The 20560-nt window shown below is 66.0% G+C and carries 18 protein-coding genes and 2 pseudogenes; 6 read left to right on the top strand and 14 right to left on the bottom strand.

The genetic code is table 11. The features are described 5' to 3' along the window. Window positions 1-274 (top strand): annotated as a pseudogene (locus A5906_RS35690) (hypothetical protein); the annotation flags it as partial. A 39-nt stretch (window positions 275-313) separates the two neighbouring features. On the opposite strand, the gene A5906_RS35685 reads toward A5906_RS35690, so the two are convergent. From A5906_RS35685 to A5906_RS35635, 11 genes are all read right to left on the bottom strand, one after another. Then, the gene (locus tag A5906_RS35685) at window positions 314-601 is read right to left on the bottom strand and encodes a YciI family protein (protein ID WP_080139779.1); all 288 of its coding nucleotides are present in this window, start codon (window positions 599-601) and stop codon (window positions 314-316) included. Between the two features lie 91 nt (window positions 602-692). Then, on the bottom strand, window positions 693-1667 hold the full coding sequence (locus A5906_RS35680) for a sugar ABC transporter substrate-binding protein (protein WP_080139778.1): 975 nt from the start codon (window positions 1665-1667) through the stop codon (window positions 693-695). Window positions 1668-1709: 42 nt separating this feature from the next. Further along, entirely contained in the window at window positions 1710-2687 is a 978-nt protein-coding gene (locus A5906_RS35675) for an ABC transporter permease (protein WP_080139777.1), read from the bottom strand. Continuing rightward, the gene (locus A5906_RS35670) at window positions 2684-3634 is read right to left on the bottom strand and encodes an ABC transporter permease (protein ID WP_080139776.1); all 951 of its coding nucleotides are present in this window, start codon (window positions 3632-3634) and stop codon (window positions 2684-2686) included. Before A5906_RS35670 ends, A5906_RS35675 begins: the two co-directional genes overlap by 4 nt. Further along, window positions 3627-5150, bottom strand: coding sequence for a sugar ABC transporter ATP-binding protein (locus A5906_RS35665; protein WP_080139775.1), 1524 nt, complete (start codon window positions 5148-5150; stop codon window positions 3627-3629). The genes A5906_RS35670 and A5906_RS35665 overlap by 8 nt, the downstream gene beginning before the upstream one ends. A 10-nt stretch (window positions 5151-5160) precedes the next feature. Beyond that, window positions 5161-6555: an FAD-linked oxidase C-terminal domain-containing protein gene (locus A5906_RS35660; RefSeq protein WP_080139774.1), complete on the bottom strand. Its 1395-nt coding sequence runs from the start codon at window positions 6553-6555 to the stop codon at window positions 5161-5163. A gap of 59 nt (window positions 6556-6614) precedes the next feature. Then, entirely contained in the window at window positions 6615-7499 is an 885-nt protein-coding gene (locus tag A5906_RS35655; RefSeq protein WP_080139773.1) for an intradiol ring-cleavage dioxygenase, read from the bottom strand. 7 nt (window positions 7500-7506) lie between these two features. After that, the gene (locus A5906_RS35650) at window positions 7507-8409 is read right to left on the bottom strand and encodes an NAD(P)-dependent oxidoreductase (RefSeq protein WP_080139820.1); all 903 of its coding nucleotides are present in this window, start codon (window positions 8407-8409) and stop codon (window positions 7507-7509) included. A gap of 20 nt (window positions 8410-8429) precedes the next feature. Next, window positions 8430-9803 carry an amidohydrolase family protein gene (locus A5906_RS35645; RefSeq protein WP_080139772.1) on the bottom strand — a complete coding sequence of 458 codons (1374 nt, stop codon included), beginning with the start codon at window positions 9801-9803 and terminating at the stop codon, window positions 8430-8432. A 4-nt stretch (window positions 9804-9807) separates the two neighbouring features. After that, window positions 9808-10887 carry a maleylacetate reductase gene (locus tag A5906_RS35640; RefSeq protein WP_080139771.1) on the bottom strand — a complete coding sequence of 360 codons (1080 nt, stop codon included), beginning with the start codon at window positions 10885-10887 and terminating at the stop codon, window positions 9808-9810. Then, complete coding sequence (locus A5906_RS35635; RefSeq protein WP_080139770.1) at window positions 10884-11207, bottom strand: Dabb family protein; 324 nt, start codon at window positions 11205-11207, stop codon at window positions 10884-10886. Before A5906_RS35635 ends, A5906_RS35640 begins: the two co-directional genes overlap by 4 nt. A 107-nt stretch (window positions 11208-11314) precedes the next feature. Here A5906_RS35635 and A5906_RS35630 point away from each other — a divergent pair, with 107 nt between their 5' ends. The 5 genes from A5906_RS35630 to A5906_RS35610 all read left to right on the top strand — a co-directional run bounded on the left by A5906_RS35630 (window position 11315) and on the right by A5906_RS35610 (window position 17423). Next, a complete protein-coding gene (locus A5906_RS35630; protein ID WP_080139769.1) occupies window positions 11315-12238 on the top strand; it encodes a LysR family transcriptional regulator in 924 nt (307 codons plus the stop codon). A 13-nt stretch (window positions 12239-12251) separates the two neighbouring features. Next, the gene (gene xylB / locus A5906_RS35625; RefSeq protein WP_080139768.1) at window positions 12252-13697 is read left to right on the top strand and encodes a xylulokinase; all 1446 of its coding nucleotides are present in this window, start codon (window positions 12252-12254) and stop codon (window positions 13695-13697) included. 131 nt (window positions 13698-13828) lie between these two features. Next, on the top strand, window positions 13829-15352 hold the full coding sequence (locus tag A5906_RS35620; RefSeq protein ID WP_080139767.1) for a sugar ABC transporter ATP-binding protein: 1524 nt from the start codon (window positions 13829-13831) through the stop codon (window positions 15350-15352). Next, on the top strand, window positions 15345-16385 hold the full coding sequence (locus A5906_RS35615; RefSeq protein WP_080139766.1) for an ABC transporter permease subunit: 1041 nt from the start codon (window positions 15345-15347) through the stop codon (window positions 16383-16385). Before A5906_RS35620 ends, A5906_RS35615 begins: the two co-directional genes overlap by 8 nt. Before the next feature lie 90 nt (window positions 16386-16475). Further along, the gene (locus A5906_RS35610; protein ID WP_080139765.1) at window positions 16476-17423 is read left to right on the top strand and encodes an ABC transporter substrate-binding protein; all 948 of its coding nucleotides are present in this window, start codon (window positions 16476-16478) and stop codon (window positions 17421-17423) included. Between the two features lie 860 nt (window positions 17424-18283). Here the strand turns inward: A5906_RS35610 and A5906_RS35600 are convergent. From A5906_RS35600 to A5906_RS45615, 3 genes and pseudogenes are all read right to left on the bottom strand, one after another. Then, complete coding sequence (locus tag A5906_RS35600) at window positions 18284-19588, bottom strand: LLM class flavin-dependent oxidoreductase (protein WP_080139764.1); 1305 nt, start codon at window positions 19586-19588, stop codon at window positions 18284-18286. A 4-nt stretch (window positions 19589-19592) separates the two neighbouring features. After that, entirely contained in the window at window positions 19593-20351 is a 759-nt protein-coding gene (locus tag A5906_RS35595) for an ABC transporter permease (RefSeq protein ID WP_080139763.1), read from the bottom strand. After that, window positions 20348-20560, bottom strand: a pseudogene (locus tag A5906_RS45615) (ABC transporter permease); the annotation flags it as partial. The gene A5906_RS35595 and the pseudogene A5906_RS45615, both read right to left, overlap by 4 nt.

Below are 20560 nucleotides of genomic sequence, written 5' to 3'. Positions count from 1 at the left end.
GCTCGTGCTGGTCGGAACCGTCGTCGGTGGCGATCAGAGTGTCGGGATCTTTGTCGACGAGACGAGCAAGGCCACGCTGCGGCTGAAGCTCGACGGTGACTACCAGGGCTGGCGGCTGAGTTCGGTGCGCCAGCGCGAGGTGACGATGGTGCGCGGTGAGCTCACCGAGACGCTGACATTCGCGAAAGCAGGCGGAGCATCGCCCGCGACAGGACCGGCGGTTGCGGAAACTGCGATGAGGCGGGGCAGCTCGCACACGGCCCAGTATGACTGAACGAGCTGTCTCAAGGTGGCCACGACGTCGCCTTGCTGTCTATCCTTGTCGCCGGATGAACCCGGTGATCGTGACCTTTTCCCAGATGCCGGCCGCGGCAAAAGGATCCGCACGGTTGAAGGCCTCGACGTCCGCCCGACCGGGGGCCTCGATCAGGAACAGACTGCCGATCATGGTCGCGCCGTCGTCGGACACGAGCGGCCCCGACATGACGATCTTGACGCCGAAGCGCGAGGTATCGCTGAGGAAGGCTTTGTGGGCGTCGTAATTGGCGAGCCGGGTCGGCAGCGCGCCGGTGCGGTCGAGGGCGTGAATGGCAAACAGCATGGTGTCTCCGCTTTCTTGGCTTGATTCTTGGGAAGGCCGCGAGGAGCGGCCGTCCGGATCTGTGGTGACCTGTTGATCTACTTGACTTGATCTACTTGGCGCCGAGCTTGCCGGCGTCCTCGAAGGTCGGGCAGGTCCGCTGCTCCAGCGGCACGTCGAACGGCCCAAAATTGTCCTTGGTGATGACGGTCGGCTTCAGCACGATCTCGCTGATGATGGGCTGGTTGCGCAAGGAGCGGATCGCCATCATGGTGCCGAGGCAGCCTTGGGCAAACCCGTTGTAGTCGCCGCTCGCGAGCAGCTTGCCGGACTTGATCGCGTCGATCGCCTCCTTGGTGCCGTTGATGCCGATCACCTGGGCCTTGCGGTTGGCGCCGTCGAGCGCCTCGATCGCGCCGACCGCCATGGCATCATTGGCGGCGAGCACGCCGTCGATCTGCGAATTCGACTGCATCAGGTTCTCCATGACCTGGAGCGCCTGCAGCCGCTGATAGTTGCCCGGCTGCGACGCCAGCAGCTTGGCGCCCGGAGTTTCCTTCAGCGCGTCGTTGAAGCCGCGGACGCGATCGACATTGGTGAGCGAGCCCTTGACGCCCTCGATGATGACGATGTTGCCCTTGCCGCCCAGCGTCTTGAGCAGGAAGCGCGCGGTCTCGAGGCCCAGGCTGTAATCGTCAGCGCCGACGAAGGAGAGGAACTTGCCGCCGGCGGAGCGGTCGGTGATGTTGACGACGGGGATTTTCGCATCGTTGATCTTCTCGACGCCCGGCACCATCGCCTTGTAATCGACCGGCGTGAAGACGATGGCGCTCGGCTTCTTCACCACGACGTCCTCGATCTGGCTGAGCTGCTCGGGAATCGAATCCGGCTTGGTCGGGATGTACTGCAGCGTCTTCGCGTTGAGTGCCTTCGCCATGTTGTCAGCGCCGACCCGCACCGTCTGGAAGAACGGGTTGGTCTGGTTCTTGGTGAAGACGGCGATCGTCTCGCCGTCGGCTCGCACCTCGCCGGTGAGCGCAGCCGCCATCAGCAGCGGCAGCGCGAGATAGCTCAGTTTCTGTTTCATATTGCCTCCATCCCTCATTTTGCTTGTTGGAACTCCAGGTGCTCATTGCGCGCGGCGGCGGGTCTTCATGTCGAGCCAGACCGCGAGAATGACGATGATGCCGGTGACGAGCGGCTGCCAGTTGGCGCTGACCGAGAGCAGGTTCATGCCGTTCAGCACCAGCGTCAGGATCAGCGCGCCGATGAAGGTGCCGAACACGGTGCCCACGCCGCCGAACAGCGAGGTGCCGCCGATCAGCACGGCCGCGATCGCCGGCAGCGTCAGACTTTCGCCGATGTCGGCCTCCGCCGAATTGAGCCGCGACAGGAAGATGATCGAGGCGAGGCCCGCCATGGTGCCCGAGACCGCGTAGACCAGCAGCAGGCGGCGCGCGACCGGGATGCCGGACAGGCGCGCGGCGACCGGATTGGCGCCGATGGCATAGATCTCCTGGCCCCAGATCGTGCGCTGCGCGAACAGCGTTCCGATCCCGAGGAACACCAGCAGCAGATAGACCGGGATCGGCAGGCCGAACAGATAGCCGCTGCCGATCTGGCGGAAGCCGGCGGGGAAGCCGTGCAGCGTCTCGCCCGCCATGTACCAGTAGGTGAGGCCGTTCAGCACCCAGAGCATGCCGTAAGTGGCGATGAAGGAGGGGATGCGCAGCGCCGTGACCATGATGCCGTTGAGGAGGCCAACGATACCGCCGCACGCGAGGCCGGTGAGGATGCCGAGCGCCGGCGAGCCGGTCTTGTGGATCACGGTTCCCGCGATGCAGGCGGACAGCGCGACATTGGCGCCGACCGAGAGGTCGAGGCCTGCGGTCAGCACCACCAGCGTCAGGCCGGAGGCGATGAAGAAGGTCAGGCTCGCCTGCCTCAATACGTTGAGGATGTTGCCGAGGCTCAGGAAGGAATCGCTGAGCACGGCGAGCACCGCGCAGATCAGGAGCGCGGCGAGCAGGCGGTAGAACACCTGGATCGCGTCCTGCGACAGGAACGAGCGGGGCGGCATCATCGCCTCTTTGCTGATGTCGGTCATGCGCGGCTCCGGAGGCCGTCGAGGAACAGGGCAACGATGACGAGCACGCCGACGCTTGCGACCTGCACCGAGGACGGCAGCGAGATCAGGTTCAGCCCGTTGCGCAGCACGCCGACGGAGAGGACGCCGAGCAGGGTGCCGAGCAGCCAGCCATTGCCGCGCTCGAAAGAGGTGCCGCCGACGGCGACGGCCGCGATCGCATCGAATTCGAGGCCAAGGCCCGCGGTCGGATGACCTGAATTCATCCGCGCGGTCATCAAGAGGCCCGCGATGCCGGCCATGGCGCCGCCGATCGCATAGACCGCGATCAACAGCCGGTTCGGCGAGAGGCCGGCATAGCGCAAGGCCTCGCGATTGCCGCCCAGCGCAAAGATGTAGGTGCCGAAACGGGTGTGATAGAGCAGGCCGTGAAAGGCCGCATAGGTCACCAGCGCCATCACGATCGGCACGGGCACGCCCAGCAGCGTCGCCGAATAGATGTCGCGCACGCTGTGGGGGATGCCGACCACGCTCTGGCCGTCGCTGACGATCAGCGACAGGCCCTGCGCCATGCCCAGCGTCCCCAGCGTCGCGACGAAGGGCGGAATGCCGAGGATCGCGACCAGCCAACCGTTGGCGACGCCGAACGCCGCGCCGACGAGAAGGCCGGCACCGAGGCCCAGCAGCATCGACTTGGTCGCGAGCGAGACGATCGCGACGCAGAGCGAGGTCAGCGTCAGCACCGCGCCCATCGACAGGTCAAGCCCCTCGGTCATGATGATCAAGGTCATCGGCAGCGCGAGCATGGTCAAAATGGTTGACTGCACCAGCACGTTGGAGAGATTGGCGACCGACAGGAAGCCGGGCGCGATCGCGCTGAACAGCGCGATCAGCAGCACCAGCACGATGGCAACGCCGGGAATGCGCTGCAGCGGATTGGGCTCCGAGACGACCGTGGCCTCACGCATGATGCATCCCCAGTCGCACGATGTTCTCCTCGGTCAATTCGTTGCGGGCGAGGTGCCCGGCGATACGCCCCTCGCGCATCACATAGGCGCGGTCGCAGACATGGCAGATCTCAACCTGCTCGGACGAGATCATCAGCGCCGCCGCGCCCTCGGCGACCAGCCGGTCGATCAGGGCAAAGATCTCGGACTTGGCGCCGATGTCGATGCCCCGCGTCGGCTCGTCGAAGATGAAGAGCTTTGAGCCGGCCGCGAGCCATTTGCCGATCACGACCTTCTGCTGGTTGCCGCCGGAGAGGAGGCCGACGGTCTGGCGCGCGCTGGGCGTCGCAATGCGCAGCTGCCGGATCAATCCGTCGGAGGTGCGCTGCGCCGCGCGCTGGTCGAACAGGCCGCTGGGGAACAGCTTCCTTAGCGCCGACACCACGAGGTTGTCACTCACGGAGCGCAGCAGCGCGAGACCTTCGCTCTTGCGGCTCTCAGGGATCAGCGCGATGCCGCGGCGGGCGGCAAGATCAGGCTCGCCGGACATGGCCTTGCCGTCGAAGATGATCTCGCCCGACGTCACGGGATCGGCGCCGAAGATGGCGCGGGCGACCTCGCTGCGGCCCGAGCCGACGAGGCCGCACAGGCCGACGATCTCGCCCCGGCGCACCTCGATGTTGATGTCGGAGATGCCGGTTGGCGCGGAGAGGCCCTTGACCTCCAGCAGCAGTTCGCCCGGCTTGTCGGCGAAATTCCGCGGATAGGTCATGTCGACGTTCCGGCCGACCATCATGCGCACGAGCTGATCCGGCGTGACGTCAGCGGGACGGACGCCGTCGATGCGGCGGCCGTCGCGCAGCACCGTGATGCGATCGCCGAGCGCGAACACCTCGGCCATGCGATGGGAGATGTAGACGATCGATACGCCGTCGGCCTTGAGTCGCGCGATCAGCGCGAACAGCAGCTCGGTCTCGCGGTCGGAGAGCGCCGCGGTCGGTTCGTCCATCACGAGGATGCGGGCGTTCTGGCTGATCGCCTTCGCGATCTCGACCATCTGTTGTTGTGCGACGCCGAGCTTGTCGACGGTGGTGGAGGGATCGATGTCGAAGCCGATCGTATCCAGCACGCGCCTGGCATCGGCCAATATCCTGCGGCGGTCGATCGTGCCGGGGATGCGGCCCTTCGGCTCGCGGCCGAGGAAGATGTTCTGGGCGATGTCGAGATAGGGGACGAGCGAGAATTCCTGGAAGATCACGGCAATGCCGAGCTTCTGCGCATCGGCGGTCGAGGCGATCGCGACCTTCTCGCCGTTGTGATAGAACTCGCCGGCATCGGCGCGATAGGCGCCGCACAGCACCTTCATCAGGCTCGATTTGCCGGCGCCGTTCTCGCCCAGCAGCATATGGACTTCACCGGGGTAGACGGCAAAGGACACGTCGTCCAGCGCCTTGACGCCGGGAAATTCCTTGCTGATGCCGCGCAGCTCGAGCAGCGGAGTGGGTGAGGTGACCTCGATCGGGAACGCGTCACTCATGCCTTGTCACTCATGCCTTGGCGCTCCTCGCAAAGATCTTTCCCGGGTTCATCAGTCCATCAGGGTCAAGCGCCATCTTGATCGATCGCATCACATCCACGGCCTCGCCGAGTTCGTCAGCGAGATAGCCGATCTTGCCGAGCCCGATGCCGTGCTCGCCGGTGCAGGTGCCGTCCATGGCGATGGCGCGGGCGACCATGCGGGCCTGCAGCGCCTTGGCGCCTTCGGCCTCCTCGGCCTTCGCTGGATCGATCAGGATCAGCATGTGGAAATTGCCGTCGCCGACATGGCCGACGATGGGCGCGGTGAAGCCGTGCTCGTCGGCATCGCGCCGCGTTTCGGTGAGGCACTCCGCCAGCCGCGAGATCGGCACGCAGACATCGGTGATCACGGCGCGTGCGCCGGGCCGCAGGCCGAGGCCCGCATAGAGCGTGTTGTCGCGGGCGTGCCAGAGCCGGCTGCGGTCTTCCGGCGCCTTGGCCCAGGCAAAGCCATGGCCGCCATGGTCCGCTGCGATGGCCTGCGCCGCCTCGGCCTGCTCGGCGACGGAGGCTTCGGAGCCATGGAATTCGAAGAACAGGGTCGGCGCCTCGCGGTAGCCGAGCTTGGCGTAGGCGTTGATACCGCGCATCATGACGTCGTCGAGCAGCTCGAGGCGCGCCACGGGGATCGCGGACTGGATCACCGAGATCGAGGTGTCCACGGCATTGTGCAGCGTATCGAAGCTGCACACTGCGGCCGAGATCGCCTGCGGCACGGGATGCACCTTCAGCGTGATCTCGGTGATGACGCCGAGCGTGCCTTCGGCGCCGACGAACATGCGCGTCAGATCGTAACCTGCAGCCGACTTCCGGGCGCGCTTCGCGGTCCGGATCACGCGGCCGTCGGCCAACACGACTTCGAGCGCCATGACATTGTCCTTCATGGTGCCGTAGCGTACGGCCATGGTGCCGGAGGCGCGGGTGGAGGTCATGCCGCCGATCGAGGCGTCGGCGCCGGGATCGATCGGGAAGAACAGGCCGGTATTGCGCAGCTCCGCATTGAGCTGCTTGCGCGTGATGCCGGGCTGCACCACGACGTCCATGTCGCTGTCGTGCACCGCCAGCACCTTGTTCATGCGCGCGAAGTCGAAGCAGACGCCGCCTGCGACCGCGGCTGCATTGCCTTCCAGCGAGGTCCCGGCGCCGAACGGGACGATCGGCATGCCCGCGCTCGCGCAGAGCTTCACGATCTCGGCGACTTCCTGCGTCGTCTCCGGGAAGACGACGATGTCGGGCGGCAAATTGCGATAATGCGACTCGCTCTGCCCATGCTGATCGAGCACGCCGCGCGCAACGCTCGCGCGCGGGCCGATCATGCCGGTGAGGCGATCGGCCAAGATGCTCGTGCTGACCCGCGGTCCCATCCTTGCTCCCTGTTCCCGTGATCGCGGACTCTTGCCGGTCCGCTGCGTTGTCGTTCGGCTTAGGCGGCCCTTGCGCTGCTCGCAACCTGCTTCAGGCCGAAATCATAGTTGAAATGAAAATAGGCGCTGTCCACCTTGCGACCATCCGGCGCACGGCCGGCGGGATGCCTCGTGAACTCGCGGATCAGGCTGTCCTTGACGCCGAACACCACGTCGCTGTCGAGATATTGGTCGCCGGCCACGAACACATGCGTCACCAGCTGCTCGAAGCCGGGCGCCGAAATCATGAAGTGCACGTGCGCGGGTCGCCAGGGATGGCGGGCCTGTGCCTCCAGCATCTCGCCGACCGGGCCGTCATGCGGAATCGGATAGGCGGCGGGCTTGATCGACCAGAAATGGAAGCGGCCGCCGGCGTCGGTGTGGAAACGGGCGCGCATCGCGAGATCGCCGATATCGTCGAGCTGCTGCACGTCGTAATAGCCGTCGTCGTCGGAATGCCAGACGTCCACGATGGCGCCTGCGAGCGGCTTTCCATCCACGGTCGAGACCGAGCCGGTGACCAGCATCGGATCGCCTTCCATCGGGCCAGAGATGTCGGCGCCGCTGTCCTTCTCGGGCGCGGCCTGGACGAAGAACGGGCCGAGCACGGTGGTCTCCGTCGCGCCTTCCGGCACCGGATGGTTGATGGCGTCGACCAGCATGGAGACGCCAAGCGTGTCCGACAGCAGGATGAACTCCTGGCGCTTGTCGTCGCACATGTGCCCGGTGCGGGTCAGGAAGTCGATGCCGTAGTCCCATTCCTTCTGGGTGGGCCGCACCTCGCGCACGAAAGCATGGAGGTGGCGTACCAGGGCCTCGCTGACCTGCTTGACGCGCGGATCGGTTGCGCCCGCGATCCGGTCCAGCACCGCGTCCGTGATCGTGGTCTCGTTGAAGTTACGCATGTGCGCCTCAGATTTTCGGCTCGCCAAGCCCGGACAGCCGTTCCAGGTGCTTGACGGTTGCGATGAAGTCGGTGTCGCCGTCGCCCTGGGCGACCAGCGAGCCATAGGTCTCGCGTACCTGGGCCGCGAGCTGCAGCGGCACGCCGACGGCGTGACCGGCACCGAGGATCAAATCGAGATCCTTGGCCATCTGCTTGCAGGAGAAGGTGGACTCGAAGTCCCGCGTGCGCAGCGGTGCGGTCTTGTACTTCACCATCGGTGACGCCACCGCGCTGTCGTCGAGCACCTTCAAGATGTCCTGCCAGGCGATGCCGCCCTTGCGCGCCAGCGCCAGGCTCTCCGCCATCATCGCCGCCGACACCGCGATCATCAGATTGACCGAGAGCTTTGCGTAGCGGGCTTCCTCGGCGGGCCCGAGATAGGTCTGGGCGCGGGTGAAAGCCGAGAACAGCGGCTTTGCGTTCTCGAACGCCTCCTTCGGACCCGAGACGAAGCAGGTGAGGGCGCCCGTGTGAACGATGCTGGCATTGCCCGAGACCGGCGACCGCAGATAGGCGATGCCGCGGGCCTGTGCGGCAGCCGAAACGTCAGTGGAGGCTTCGACGCTCACCGTGCTGGTTTCGATCAAGACAGATCCAGCAGCCATCGCTGCGATGAGGCCGGTGGGGCCGAGCAGTGCGCCGCGCAGGGCGGCGTCGTCGGGCAGGGACGTGATGACCGCGGCCTTGGCGCTGACCGCCTCAGCCGGCGAGGCGGCAATCGAGATGCCTTGCGTACGCGCCTCGTCGAGCCGCGCCGTGCTCCGGTCGAACGCGGTGACGGCGTAACCCGCCTTGGCGACGAGCACGGACATCGGCAGACCCATCTTGCCGATCCCGATGAAAGCAACATTCTTCGCAGCATCAGTCATTTTGTTATCCATTGGCGCCTTCAGGCGGCGCGTCCCTGTCGTTCGATGTCCTGAACGAGCCGCCGGCCGGATTGCGCCAACAGCTCCATCTTCGATTCCAGCCCAGCGACCAGCAGCCGGCCGTTCCGTTTCTTCCAGGCGCCGCCGATCATCACGGACTCGATATTGGCAAGGCTCGTCTGCATCACGACGGTGGCGACGGGATCGTGCACCGGGACGAGATTGAGATCGGAGGCGTTGATGATGACGAGGTCGGCGAGCTTGCCCGGCGTCAGAGAGCCGATCTGGTGTTCGCGGCCGAGCATGCGGGCGCCCTCGGTCGTGATCCAGCGCAGCGCTTCGCGCACGGGAATCGTGGTCGTCGCTGGAATGGTGCCGCTTTCCTTTCGCGCCTCCGCATTGTCGAGTGCCCGCTGCATCGACAGCGCGACACGGGCGACGCCGAAAAGGTCGCCGGCCAGCACGGATTCGAGGTCAATGCCGATGGTCGGCCGTACGCCGCGCTTCAGGAGCCGCCCGGTGATCGGAAAACCGTGGCCCTGGATCATCTCGTTCTCAGGCGTGACCGAGAACGACACGCCGAGATCGATCATCCGATCCAGCAGATCATCGGGCAGATCGTTGCCATGGACGACATTGACGCCGGCGCCGACGAGGCCGGCCGCGATCAGCTTCTCCCAGCCGCCCGGCGTCTTGGCCGGGCCGCCGCCCTGATGCATGGAGGCGATCAGGTTCAGTTCCCGCGCCAGGCGGAAATCGTGCATGGCGACGTCGAGCGTCGAATAATGCGGACCAAGGATCGCGAGCCCAAGCGTGACGAGGCCGTCGCGATCGGCGAGGGGGCCGGCCAGCAGCCGCTCGACCTCGCGGCGCGGATGCGGCACTTCCGAGAAATGCGGCTCGCCCGGCTTCGGCTCCGGTTTCGGCGAGCCATGGAAGAAGGCGGCGCGGATGCCGCTCTCGATCAGGCCGCGAACGGCCGCGTCGGTGTGATCAGGCGTCGGATTGTTGTGGCACCAGTCCACCAGCGTGGTGCTGCCGCAATTGATCTGGTTCAGCGCACCGACGAGGGTTGCGATGTAAATGTCGTCGGGCCGGAATACGGTGGCGAGGCCCGCATGCATGCGGCGGAAATATTCCAGCAGCGTCCAGTTCGCGGCGAAGCCGCGCAAGCCAGTCTGCCAGGTGTGCATGTGCGCGTTGATCAGGCCGGGGATGACGATGCGGCCTTTGCCGTCGACGATTTCGGTCTCGGCCGCACCGCTGCCGAGGTCGATCGACGGGCGCACATCGGCGATCCGGCCGCCCTCGACCAGCACGTCGCAGGTAGCGAGGTCGCCGATCGCGTCATCCATGCTGATGACGGTGGCCGATTTGATCAGCGTGCGCCGCATCGCTTCACACCGCTGTTTTGACGGCGCCCGGCGGCTCGCCGGCCCAGGCGCGTGCGATCAGATCGCGGATGGCATTGCGCTCGAGCGGGCGCGGGTTCCAATAAGCGTTGGTGACGGCGAGATCGGCCGCCTTGTCGATGCCGCTCTCGGGCATGCCGACATCGCGCAACGCCGTCTTCGCGCCCAGCCGCCTGGCGAGATCGTAGAGACCCTGCGATGCGTCGGCTGCGCCGATCGCGCGCGCGATGCGCGCCATCGCCTCGGGCACATCAGGCGCGTTGTAGGCCAGCGCATGCGGCAGCACGATGGTGTGCGTCTCCGCATGCGGCAGGTCAAAAGTGCCGCCGAGCGTGTGACAGAGCTTGTGATGCAGCGCCATGCCGACGGTCCCGAGGCAGACACCGCACAACCAGGCCCCGTAGAGCGCTTCGGTGCGGGCCTCGCGGTCGTCGCTTCGGGCGGCGATGGCGGGCAGGGCGCGGGCCAGCGCGCGGATGCCTTCTTCCGCCATCAGCGACGTCACGGGATTGGCGTCGCGTGCATAGAGCGCCTCCACAGCATGGGCGATTGCATTGATGCCTGATGTCGCGGCCAGGCTTGCCGGCAGCGTCAGGGTGAGGTCGACATCGTAGATCACGGTCTCCGGCAGGATCGCCGCGTCGCGCACCGTGGTCTTCAGGCCGTTCTCGGTCTGGCCGACGATCGGCGTCATCTCGGAGCCGGCATAGGTGGTGGGGATGCAGAGCTGGTTGATTCCGGTGCGCAAGGCCAATGCCTTGCCGAGGCCCGTGGTCGAGCCGCCGCCGAGCGAGACGACGCAGTCGGCCTCGCATGCCTTCATCGCGGCGAGCGCGCGCTCGGTGACCTCGACCGGCGTGTGCATGGTCGCGCCGGGAAAGATGCCGGCATAGAGCGGGCCGAGCGCCGCCCCCAGGCTCTTGCCTTGGGCCTCCTGCTGCGGCGTCGTCAGCACCAGGGCGCGCTTGCCGCCGAGCCGCTCGACCTCGGCCTTGGCGCTGGCCAGCGTTCCGCTGCCGAACACGACGCGGCAGGGCAGGTTTTCAAAGGTGAACGAACCGATCATGCGCCGGTCTCTTTGATGGGATAATCGACCTGGAAGCGTCCGATCCGCAAGTCGCCAAGTGCCTCGCGGACGCGCAAATGTTCGGGGTGATTGGCATAGGCGCTGAGCGCCGCCTGGTCGGTGAATTCGGAGAACAGCACCACGTCGCAGGCGTAGTCGACGGCACTGACGTCCATGCCGACTTCGATGTGGGTGAGGCCGTCGATCCGGCCCTTGAGGCCCTCGAACAAGGTCTTGACCTTGATCCGGGCGGCGGAGCGCTCCTCTTGAGTCTCCCCGCGCAGCCGCCACATCACGATGTGCCTGATCGGGCCCGACATTTCCTGATTTCCTCGCCTGTCATTGTGCTTTGTTGGCGTCATTTTGCCTTGCAGAAATCGGAAATAAAGGTCAAAATTTGTAAGTCTCTTTTCCTCATTCCGCAAAAATGGACCGGCTGCTTCAACTCGAAGTCTTCTCCAAAACCGCCGAGCTCGGCAGCCTGTCCAAGGCCGCCGAAATGCTGCGGATGTCGAACGCGGCCGCCAGCCGCCATCTCAGCGCGCTGGAGGAGCGCCTTGCGGTCCGGTTGATCGAGCGCAACACGCGCCGGCAATGGCTGACCGAGGCAGGGCAGGAGCTGTTGCAGCGCTGCAGCACGCTGCTGAACGAGCTCGCCGAGGCCGAAGACGCCGTCTCCGACCGCGCGCTGTCGCCGAAAGGTATGCTGCGCGTGACGTCTTCGCTGTCCTTCGCGATGATCTATCTGGCGCCGATGCTGCCCGCCTTCCGCGCGCTCTATCCTGATCTCAGCGTGCAGATCATCAGCGCGAACCGCTATCTGGACTTCATCGAAGCCGGCATCGACGTCGCGATCCGCACGCGCGAGCACGAGCCGGATTCCAACATCGTCGTCCGCCGCATCGGCCAGATGCATCGCGTGCTCGCGGCTGCCCCTTCATATCTGGAGAAGCATGGCCTGCCGGAGCATCCCGCCGACCTCGCCCGCCACAACATGCTGATCTACAACCTCGCCAACGATCCCTATTCGCTGCGGCTGAGCAAGGGCAGCACGACGCAGACGATCCGGATCGCGCCGACGCTCGACAGCAATGACGGACAGATCATCTGCGGCGCGGCGCGCGCGGGGCTCGGCATCCTGATCCAGCCGCTCTACATCGTGCAGAGCGATATCGCGGCCGGCCGGCTGGTGCCCGTCCTGAGGGGCTGGGAGCTGCCGCTGCTCACCATGAACATCGCCTATCAGAACCGTGTCAGGCTGCCCGCCAAGATCAGGGTCTTTTCCGACTTCCTCGTCACCTACATTCGCGAGCATTCGGAGCCCGGAATCTGGATCGACGCGGCCAAGTAAGCGAGGCGCATCCATGTATCTCGGCATCGATCTCGGCACCTCGGCGGTCAAGACCGTTCTCGTCGACGATGCCCAGCGCGTGATTGCAAGCGAGAGCCGGCTGCTTGCGACCGCCTCGCCCAAGCCCGGCTCTTACGAGCAGGACCCCGCGCAGTGGATCGAAGCGACCTTTGCCACGCTGGATGCGCTGAAGGCGTCGCATGCCGACGCGTTGGCGGCGGTCGAAGGCATCGGACTGTCCGGCCAGATGCATGGCGCTACGCTGCTCGATGCGAGCGGAAACCCGCTGCGGCCCTGCATCCTCTGGAACGATGGACGCTCCGCCGCTGAGTGTCGCATTCTGGAACAGCGCTGGCCTGCCTTGCGAGCGGCGACGGGCAACAAGGCGATGGCAGGATTCACCGCACCAAAGCTGCTCTGGATCGCGAGGCACGAGCCGGAGATCTTTGCGGCGACGAAGCTCGTCCTGTTGCCAAAAGCCTATCTACGCCTGGTGCTGTCAGGCGAGGCCATCGAGGACGTCTCGGATGCATCAGGATCGCTGTGGCTGGACGCCGCGCGCCGGGACTGGTCGGACGCAGCGCTCGCCGCGACCGGCCTGTCGCGCGAGCACGTGCCGCGTCTCGTCGAGGGAAGCGCGCCCGCGACGACGCTGCGCAGCGAGCTCGCGCGGCGCTGGGGCATGGCGAGGCCGCCGGTCATCGCGGGCGGTGCGGGCGATAATCCGGCGGGCGCCATCGGCATCGGCGCGATCCAGCCGGGAACCGCATTCATATCGCTGGGAACCTCGGGTGCGTTGCTGGCGCCGACCAGCACGATCGCCGCCAATCCGGACCGCGTGGTGCACACGTTCTGCCACGCCGTTCCCGGCATGTGGATTCAGGCCGGCGCGATCCTGTCGGCCGCCTCCTGCCTTGCCTGGGCCGCGCGCCTGTTCGGCGTCAGCGAGGCCGAGTTGCTGGCCCCGCTTGGATCACGCCCGCAGGCGCCGTCGCCGGTAAGCTTCCTGCCTTATCTCGCGGGTGAGCGGACACCCCATGATGATCCCGCCGCGCGCGGCTTGCTCGATGGTCTGAGCCACGGCACCGATCGCGAGATGATCGTGCAGGCGGTGCTCGAGGGTGTCGCTTTTGCGCTCGCCGATTGCCGCGACGCGCTCGCGGATGCCGGCATCGCCATTGCGGAAGCCGATGTCATTGGCGGGGGTTCACGGTCTCCGTTCTGGCTCGCGGTGCTGGCGGGCGTGCTGAATGTTCCAATTCATCGCTTCGCGGGAGGCGAGACCGGCGCAGCGTTCGGTGCGGCAAGATTAGGGCGGCTTGCTGTCACCGGTGAGGCGATCCCCGCTGTGTGCACGCGCCCGCAGCGTGCCGAGACGTTTGAACCCGACGCTGGACTGGCCGCAGCCTATGCCGAGCGGCGTCCCGCCTGGCGCGAACTGTATCGGCCGCGCCACTAGCCTTGCCTTGATGCTGCATTCCCGTCTGTTCGGTATTGCCCCGGCTCGCGGCCTTTTGTTTAATGCGTGAACCGCGCTGACAAGAATGATTGAGACGCGGGTAGGAAACGCATTGTGCGCCGGGAGGCACGATGAACGATCCGATCCTCGAGATGCGCGGGGTCTCGAAGTCCTTCTTCGGCATCAAGGCGCTGCGTGCCGTCGATCTCACCGTCTATGCCGGCGAAATTCATGCGCTGATGGGGGAGAACGGCGCCGGCAAGTCCACGCTGATGAAGATCCTGTCCGGCGCCTACCGGCCCGATCCCGGCGGCGAGATCCGCATTGAAGGAAACCCGGTGCGGATCGAAGGTCCGCTCGGCGGCCGTGCAGCGGGCATCTCCATCATCTATCAGGAGCTGTCGCTGGCGCCCAATCTCAGTGTTGCCGAGAACATCTATTTGGGACGGGAGATGTCGCGGGCAGGTTTGCTGGCCCGCGGCGCCATGCGCGAGGGCGTCGGGCCGATCCTGAGGCGGCTGGGCGCAGACTTCCTGCCGTCGACGCTGGTCGCGCACCTCTCCATGGGCCAGCGGCAGCTGGTCGAGATCGCGCGTGCGCTGCACGCCAGATCGAAGATCCTGATCATGGACGAGCCGACCACCTCGTTGTCGGCTGCCGAAAGCGAGCGGCTGTTCGCGCTGGTCCGCCAGCTGCGCGCCGAGGGACTCGCCATCATCTACATCTCGCATCGCATGGACGAGGTCTACGCGCTGGGCGATCGCGTCACCGTGCTGCGCGACGGCCGGCTGGTCGGCTCGCTCGACAAGCCCGAGATCCGCGCCGACACCATCGTCCGGATGATGGTCGGGCGTGACGTCTCCTCGTTCTACAAGAAGGATCATGATCCGGAGGCGGGGCGGGGACATCCCGTGCTGGCGGCGATCGACATGGCCGACGGCCGGCGCGTCAAGGGTTGCTCACTCACCGTGCATGCGAGCGAGGTGGTCGGGCTGGCCGGCCTGATCGGCGCGGGTCGTACCGAGCTTGCGCATCTCATCATCGGCGCGGCACCGCGAACGTCGGGCCAGCTCGAGCTGGAGGGACGCCCGGTCGAGATTCGCACGCCGGGGGAGGCGCTCGAGGCCGGCATCGCCTATCTGACGGAGGACAGAAAGGCGCTCGGCCTGTTCCTCGACATGTCGTGCCTCGACAACATCAATCTCGCTGTGCTCGGTCGCGACGCCAAGCTCGGCTGGGTCCTGGATCGCGACAAGGCGCGTGAGCGCGCCGACCGGGCCTTCGCGGGGCTCAGCATCCGTGCCGCCAATGTCGGTGTTCCCGCCGGTGGTCTGTCCGGTGGCAACCAACAGAAGGTGCTGCTGTCGCGGCTGCTCGCCATCGCGCCGAAGGTGCTGATCCTTGACGAGCCGACGCGCGGCGTCGACGTCGGCGCCAAGTCGGAAATCTATTCTATCATCGACAATCTCGCCAAGACCGGCACCGCGATTCTCGTCATCTCGTCCGATCTGCCCGAGATCATCGGCATCTGCGACCGCGTCGTCGTGATGCGTGCCGGGCACATCGCCGGTGAAGTCAGCCGCGGCCCTCATTCGCCGCTGGCGCAGGAAGACATCATGGCGCTTGCCACGGGGATGGAGCATCTCGATGCCTGACAACGGTGCCTCGCAGGCCAAGCCCGCGCCGACGACGACCAACGGTGTCGCCGCAGAGTCAAGGCGTCAGCGGGTGAGGATGCTGATCAGCGCGCTCGGCATGCTGCCGGTGCTGCTGATCCTCTGCATCGGCTTCCATTTCCTGTCCGAGGGCCGCTTCTTCACCGGACAAAATCTCGGCATCGTGTTGCAGCAGGCCGCGGTGAACACCGTGCTCGCCGCGGGCATGACCTTCGTCATCCTCACCGGCGGCATCGACCTCTCGGTCGGCTCGATCCTGGCGGCTTCCGCGATGGCAGGTCTGACGCTCTCCAAGATGCCGGAACTCGGGATGCTGTGGCTGCCGGCTGCGCTGCTCACGGGCCTCGGCTTTGGCGTCGTCAACGGCGCGCTGATTGCGCTGCTCCGCCTGCCGCCCTTCATCGTCACGCTCGGCTCGCTCACCGCGGTGCGCGGCCTGGCGCGGCTCCTCGGGGCCGATACCACCGTGTTTAATCCCTCCATTCCCTATGCCTTCATCGGCAACGGCTCGCTGACGCTCATTCCGGGCGTCGCGTCGATCCCGTGGCTCTCGGTAATCGCCTTGTTCGTCATCTTCGTCTCGTGGCTGGTGCTGCGCCGAACCGTGCTCGGCGTGCACATCTACGCGGTGGGCGGCAATGAAAGCGCGGCGCGGCTTGCCGGCATCAAGGTCTGGGCCGTGCTGATCTTCGTCTACGGCGTCTCCGGACTGTTCGCCGGGCTCGGCGGCGCGATGCAGGCGGCGCGGCTCTATGCGGCCAACGGCCTGCAGCTCGGCCAGTCCTATGAGCTCGATGCGATCACCGCCGTGATCCTCGGCGGCACCTCGTTCGTCGGCGGCATCGGCTCGATCTGGGGCACGCTGGTCGGCGCGTTGATCATCGCCGTGCTGTCGAACGGCCTCATCCTCATCGGTGTCTCCGACATCTGGCAATATGTGATCAAGGGCCTTGTCATCATCGGTGCGGTGGCGCTGGACCGTTACCGGTTGCAGGGGTCCGCCCGGACCTAGAAGGCGCCAAGGGCGGATGGCTTGATGCGAGTTCCGTTGCGGCAACTGGTCTGCCGTGCCGGGGACGAAGACAGACCAGGGAGGAAGTCCATGTTGAAGACGATCACGCTCGCCGGCGCCGCGATGGCGCTCGCCCTGACCACCGCGCCGTCCGTCGCCAAGGAGCTCAAGTCGATCGGCGTCTCGCTGGGATCGATGGGCAACCCGTTCTTCGTCGCGTTGTCGAAGGGCGCCGAGTTCGAGGCGAAGAAGACCAATCCAAATGTGAAGATCACCGCGGTCGGCTTCGAATACGACCTCGGCAAGCAGGTCACCCAGATCGACAATTTCATCGCAGCCGGCGTCGACCTGATCCTCCTCAACCCCGGCGATCCCAAGGCGATCGGGCCGGCGATCAAGAAGGCGCAGGCGGCGGGCATCGTCGTCGTCGCGGTCGATACCGCGGCCGAAGGCGCCGATGCCACCGTGACCACGAACAACGTGCAGGCCGGCGAGATCTCCTGCCAGTACATCGTCGACAAGCTGGGCGGCAAGGGCGATGTCATCATCGAGAACGGGCCGCAGGTCTCCGCGGTGATCGATCGTGTCGTCGGCTGCAAGAACGTCTTCGCGAAGAATCCCGGCATCAAGGTGCTGTCGAACGACCAGGATGGCAAAGGATCGCGTGAAGGCGGCCTCACCGTGGCGCAGGGTTACCTGACCCGCTTCCCCAAGATCGACGCCATCTTCGCCATCAACGATCCGCAGGCGATCGGCACCGACCTCGCCGCGCGCCAGCAGAACCGCACGGGCATTGTCATCACCGCCGTGGACGGCGCGCCCGATATCGAGGCGGCGCTGAAGGATCCGCAGTCGCCGCAGATCCAGGCCTCCGCTTCGCAAGATCCGTTCTTCATGGCGCGGCGGGCCGTGCAGGTCGGCGTCGGCATTCTCAACGGCCAGAAGCCGGCCTCGACCGTCGAGCTCCTGCCGTCCAAGCTCGTGACCAGGGACAACATCGCCGAGTACAAGGGCTGGACGTCGGACCGTTCGCAGTAAATCGCCGTCTCCCGCCGGAGACGCTCGAATGCCAGGTGACTGACGGCGGCGTGCGGGGTGGTGCATGCCGCGAATCCGGGGCCGCTCGCCCGGCATTCGGCACTTTCCCGGATGACGCTTTCGCTCCATCCGGGCTACGGACCGGGCTGTGTCGCGCGGCTGTCAAGCCGATCCGCCAAAAATATTCCGCTTTACCGAAATTCGGATTTGTCGTATGTGGTGCCCATCCCGGCTCATTCTTGAGGGGCGATCATGTGGTCGTCATGTTTGCGAGCCGGGGCTTGCGGTGGACGCGGTGGCGTCGGGCACGAAATGGTGCGGGCAGGGCGGGTAGTCCCTGTGAGCTCGAAACCGCGTGCGGACGAACGACGCTGCTAGGCTTCGTCTCGTTTGCAAGTTTCCGGCTCCGTCGACAGGGTCGGGAATACTGCGGCGAATGGCGGGCCGTGCGTACGGCAAAACCGTGTGGTCCTGGCCGTCGTTGCTACGGTCAAGCTCTTGCGGAGCGGCAGTTGCGTCAACCGGCGCGCCGCTGGTGAATTCCGTGGGAGTGAGGGAGGCCAGAGGGAATTCGGCTCCCGGGAGAGCGCGGCATAAGCCGTCCGACCATCGCGCAGGGAAGGCCGAGTGATCGGCACCACCTGTATGCTGCTGTGCGGTTCCTTTGCGCTACCTTCGCGCAGCGGACCGCGGGTGCGAGGTCAGCACCCGGCCTTCCCTGCGCCCTCTTGGTTTAGAGGGTGGAACGATCAAGCAAAGCTCGGGCGAATTGCGCCGCGAGGACGGGGTGGCGTGTCTGCATTTCGAAATGAATGGCGAACGCAGGCGCTCGAGCAAGCACTGCGCGTCGCCGGCGCACTCTAAGCCGCGAAGAACGAATTGGCCGGCCGCGCGAGGCCGAGATGATCGCGCAATGTCGTGCCTTCATAATCGCTGCGGAACAGCCCGCGCTCCTGCAGGATCGGCACGACGAGCTCAACAAAGTCCTCGAAACCCTCGTGGAAATAGGGCGGCATCACGTTGAAGCCGTCGGCGGCATGCTCCTCGAACCAGAGCTGCAGCGTATCGGCGATGCGCTCGGCCGAGCCGCACAGCACCCAATGGCCGCGGGCGGCGGCGGTGAGATTATAGAGATCGCGCAGAGTCATGTTCTCGCGGCGGCCCTTGGCGAGCATGACGCTGGCGAAGCTGTGATAGCTGTCTGACGGCGCGATGTCGGGGATCGGCCCGTCGAGATCGTAGACGGACATGTCGCGCCCGAACCGATCGGACAGGATGGCGAGTGCATTGTTGCCGCTGACAAAGCTCTGGAGCGTGTTGAGCTTCTCGAACGCCTCCTTGTCGGTGCGGCCGACCACGGGCATCACGCCCGGCAGCACCGTGACGTCCTCGGCCCTGCGTCCGAACCCCGGCAGCCGCGTCTTCAGCGAGGCGTAGCCGGCCTTGGCTTCCTCGATGTCCTGCACCACCGAGAACACGATGTCGGCGGTGCGCGCGGCGAGCGCCTGGCCGGCTTCGGAGCCGCCGGCCTGCAGCACGACGGGCTGGCCTTGCGGGCTACGACCGATGTTGAGCGGGCCCTTCACCTTGAAGAAGGGGCCGTCATGGTCGATCGGGCGCAGCTTTGCCGGATCGATGTAGAGGCCGGTGGTCCGGTCGGCCACGATGGCATCATCGGCCCAGCCATCCCACAGGCCCTTGACCACGTTGAGGAACTCGCCGGCCATCTCGTAGCGGCGGGCGTGGTCGGGGTGCGTCGTACCGAAGTTCGCCGCCGTCGCCGGATTGGCCGTCGTCACGGCGTTCCATGCGGCGCGTCCCTTCGAGATGTGATCCAGCGAGGCGAACACGCGCGCGACCGAGAACGGATCGCTGTAGGTGGTGGAGACGGTAGCGCCGAGGCCGATATGACTGGTCGAGGTCGAAAGCGCGGCCAGCATCGTCAGCGGCTCCAGCCGCAGCGTATAGGAGGGATGGGCGGCGGCGTCCGCGTAGAGATTGTCGCCCATGAAGATCAGGTCGAACTTGCCGCGCTCGGCGGTGCGGCCGATCTGCTGGATCGCCGTAAAGTCCTGGAAGCTGTCGACCGCGCCGGGATAGCGCCAGCCCGCGACATGGCTGCCGGTGCCCAGGATGAACAGGCCGAGATGCATCTGTCGTTTCATGGCGTCATGTCCAGAACAGGATTTTTCGCTCGAGGAAGCCGATCAGGCCGAAGAAGGCGAGGCTTGCGGCGGAGGCGACGAAGATCGCCGACCAGACTTGGACGAAATCGATCTGGAGCACGGCCTGATAGATCACCCAGCCGAGCCCGCCATGGGCGCCGAGCATTTCGGTGACGATCGCCACGATGACGCTGCGTACGGTGGAGACGCGCATGCCGGCGAGCAGCAGCGGCAGAGCGGTTGGCAGCCGCAATCGCCACAGCACGCTGAGGCGGCTCGCACCAAAGCTCTTCATGAGGTCGACGGCGCGGCGATCGACCCGGTCGAGCCCGGCCAGCATCGACAGCAGGATGGTGAAGCTCACCGCCATCGCCACCATCACGATCTTCGAGCTGACGCCAATTCCGAACCACAGCAGGATCAGCGGCGAATAGCCGACCACGGGCACCGAATTGATCGCAGTTGCAAGCGGAAGGATCGCGCTGCGCAACGCCGGTACCAATGCGATGGCGATCGCGAGGCCGATACCGATCAGGCAGCCGAGCCCGTAACCGATCAGGGCTTCGAGCAGGGTGTAGCCGGCGGCATCGGTCAGCGTGGCCCGTTTCGACCAGAGGCCCGCGACGATGTCGCTGACCGCGGGGAGTACATAGGCCGGCAGATGCAGTCCACGCGCCACGCCCTCCCAGCAAGCAATCAGGAGGACAGCGCCGAGAATGCCGCGCTGGACCGCGAGTGAAGGAGAAGCGAGCGCGCGGCTCATTGCTCGGCGCTCCAGAACACCAGCCGCCGCTCGACTGCGGCGACCACCGCATAGAAGCACGTGCCGAGCAGGGCCGCAGCGAGCAAGGCGCCCCAGATCGCGACGACGTTCTCGGTGAACATGGCCTGGAGCAGCAGCACGCCGAGCCCGGTAGTGTCGCCGAACCATTCGCCGACGATGGCACCGACGAGGCTCAGTGAGGCGGCGAG

It is taken from the genome of Bradyrhizobium sacchari (assembly GCF_002068095.1).
Taxonomy (GTDB): Bacteria; Pseudomonadota; Alphaproteobacteria; order Rhizobiales; family Xanthobacteraceae; genus Bradyrhizobium; species Bradyrhizobium sacchari.
Note: the sequence above shows the minus strand (reverse complement) of the source record. Positions and strands in the feature narration are given on the sequence as shown.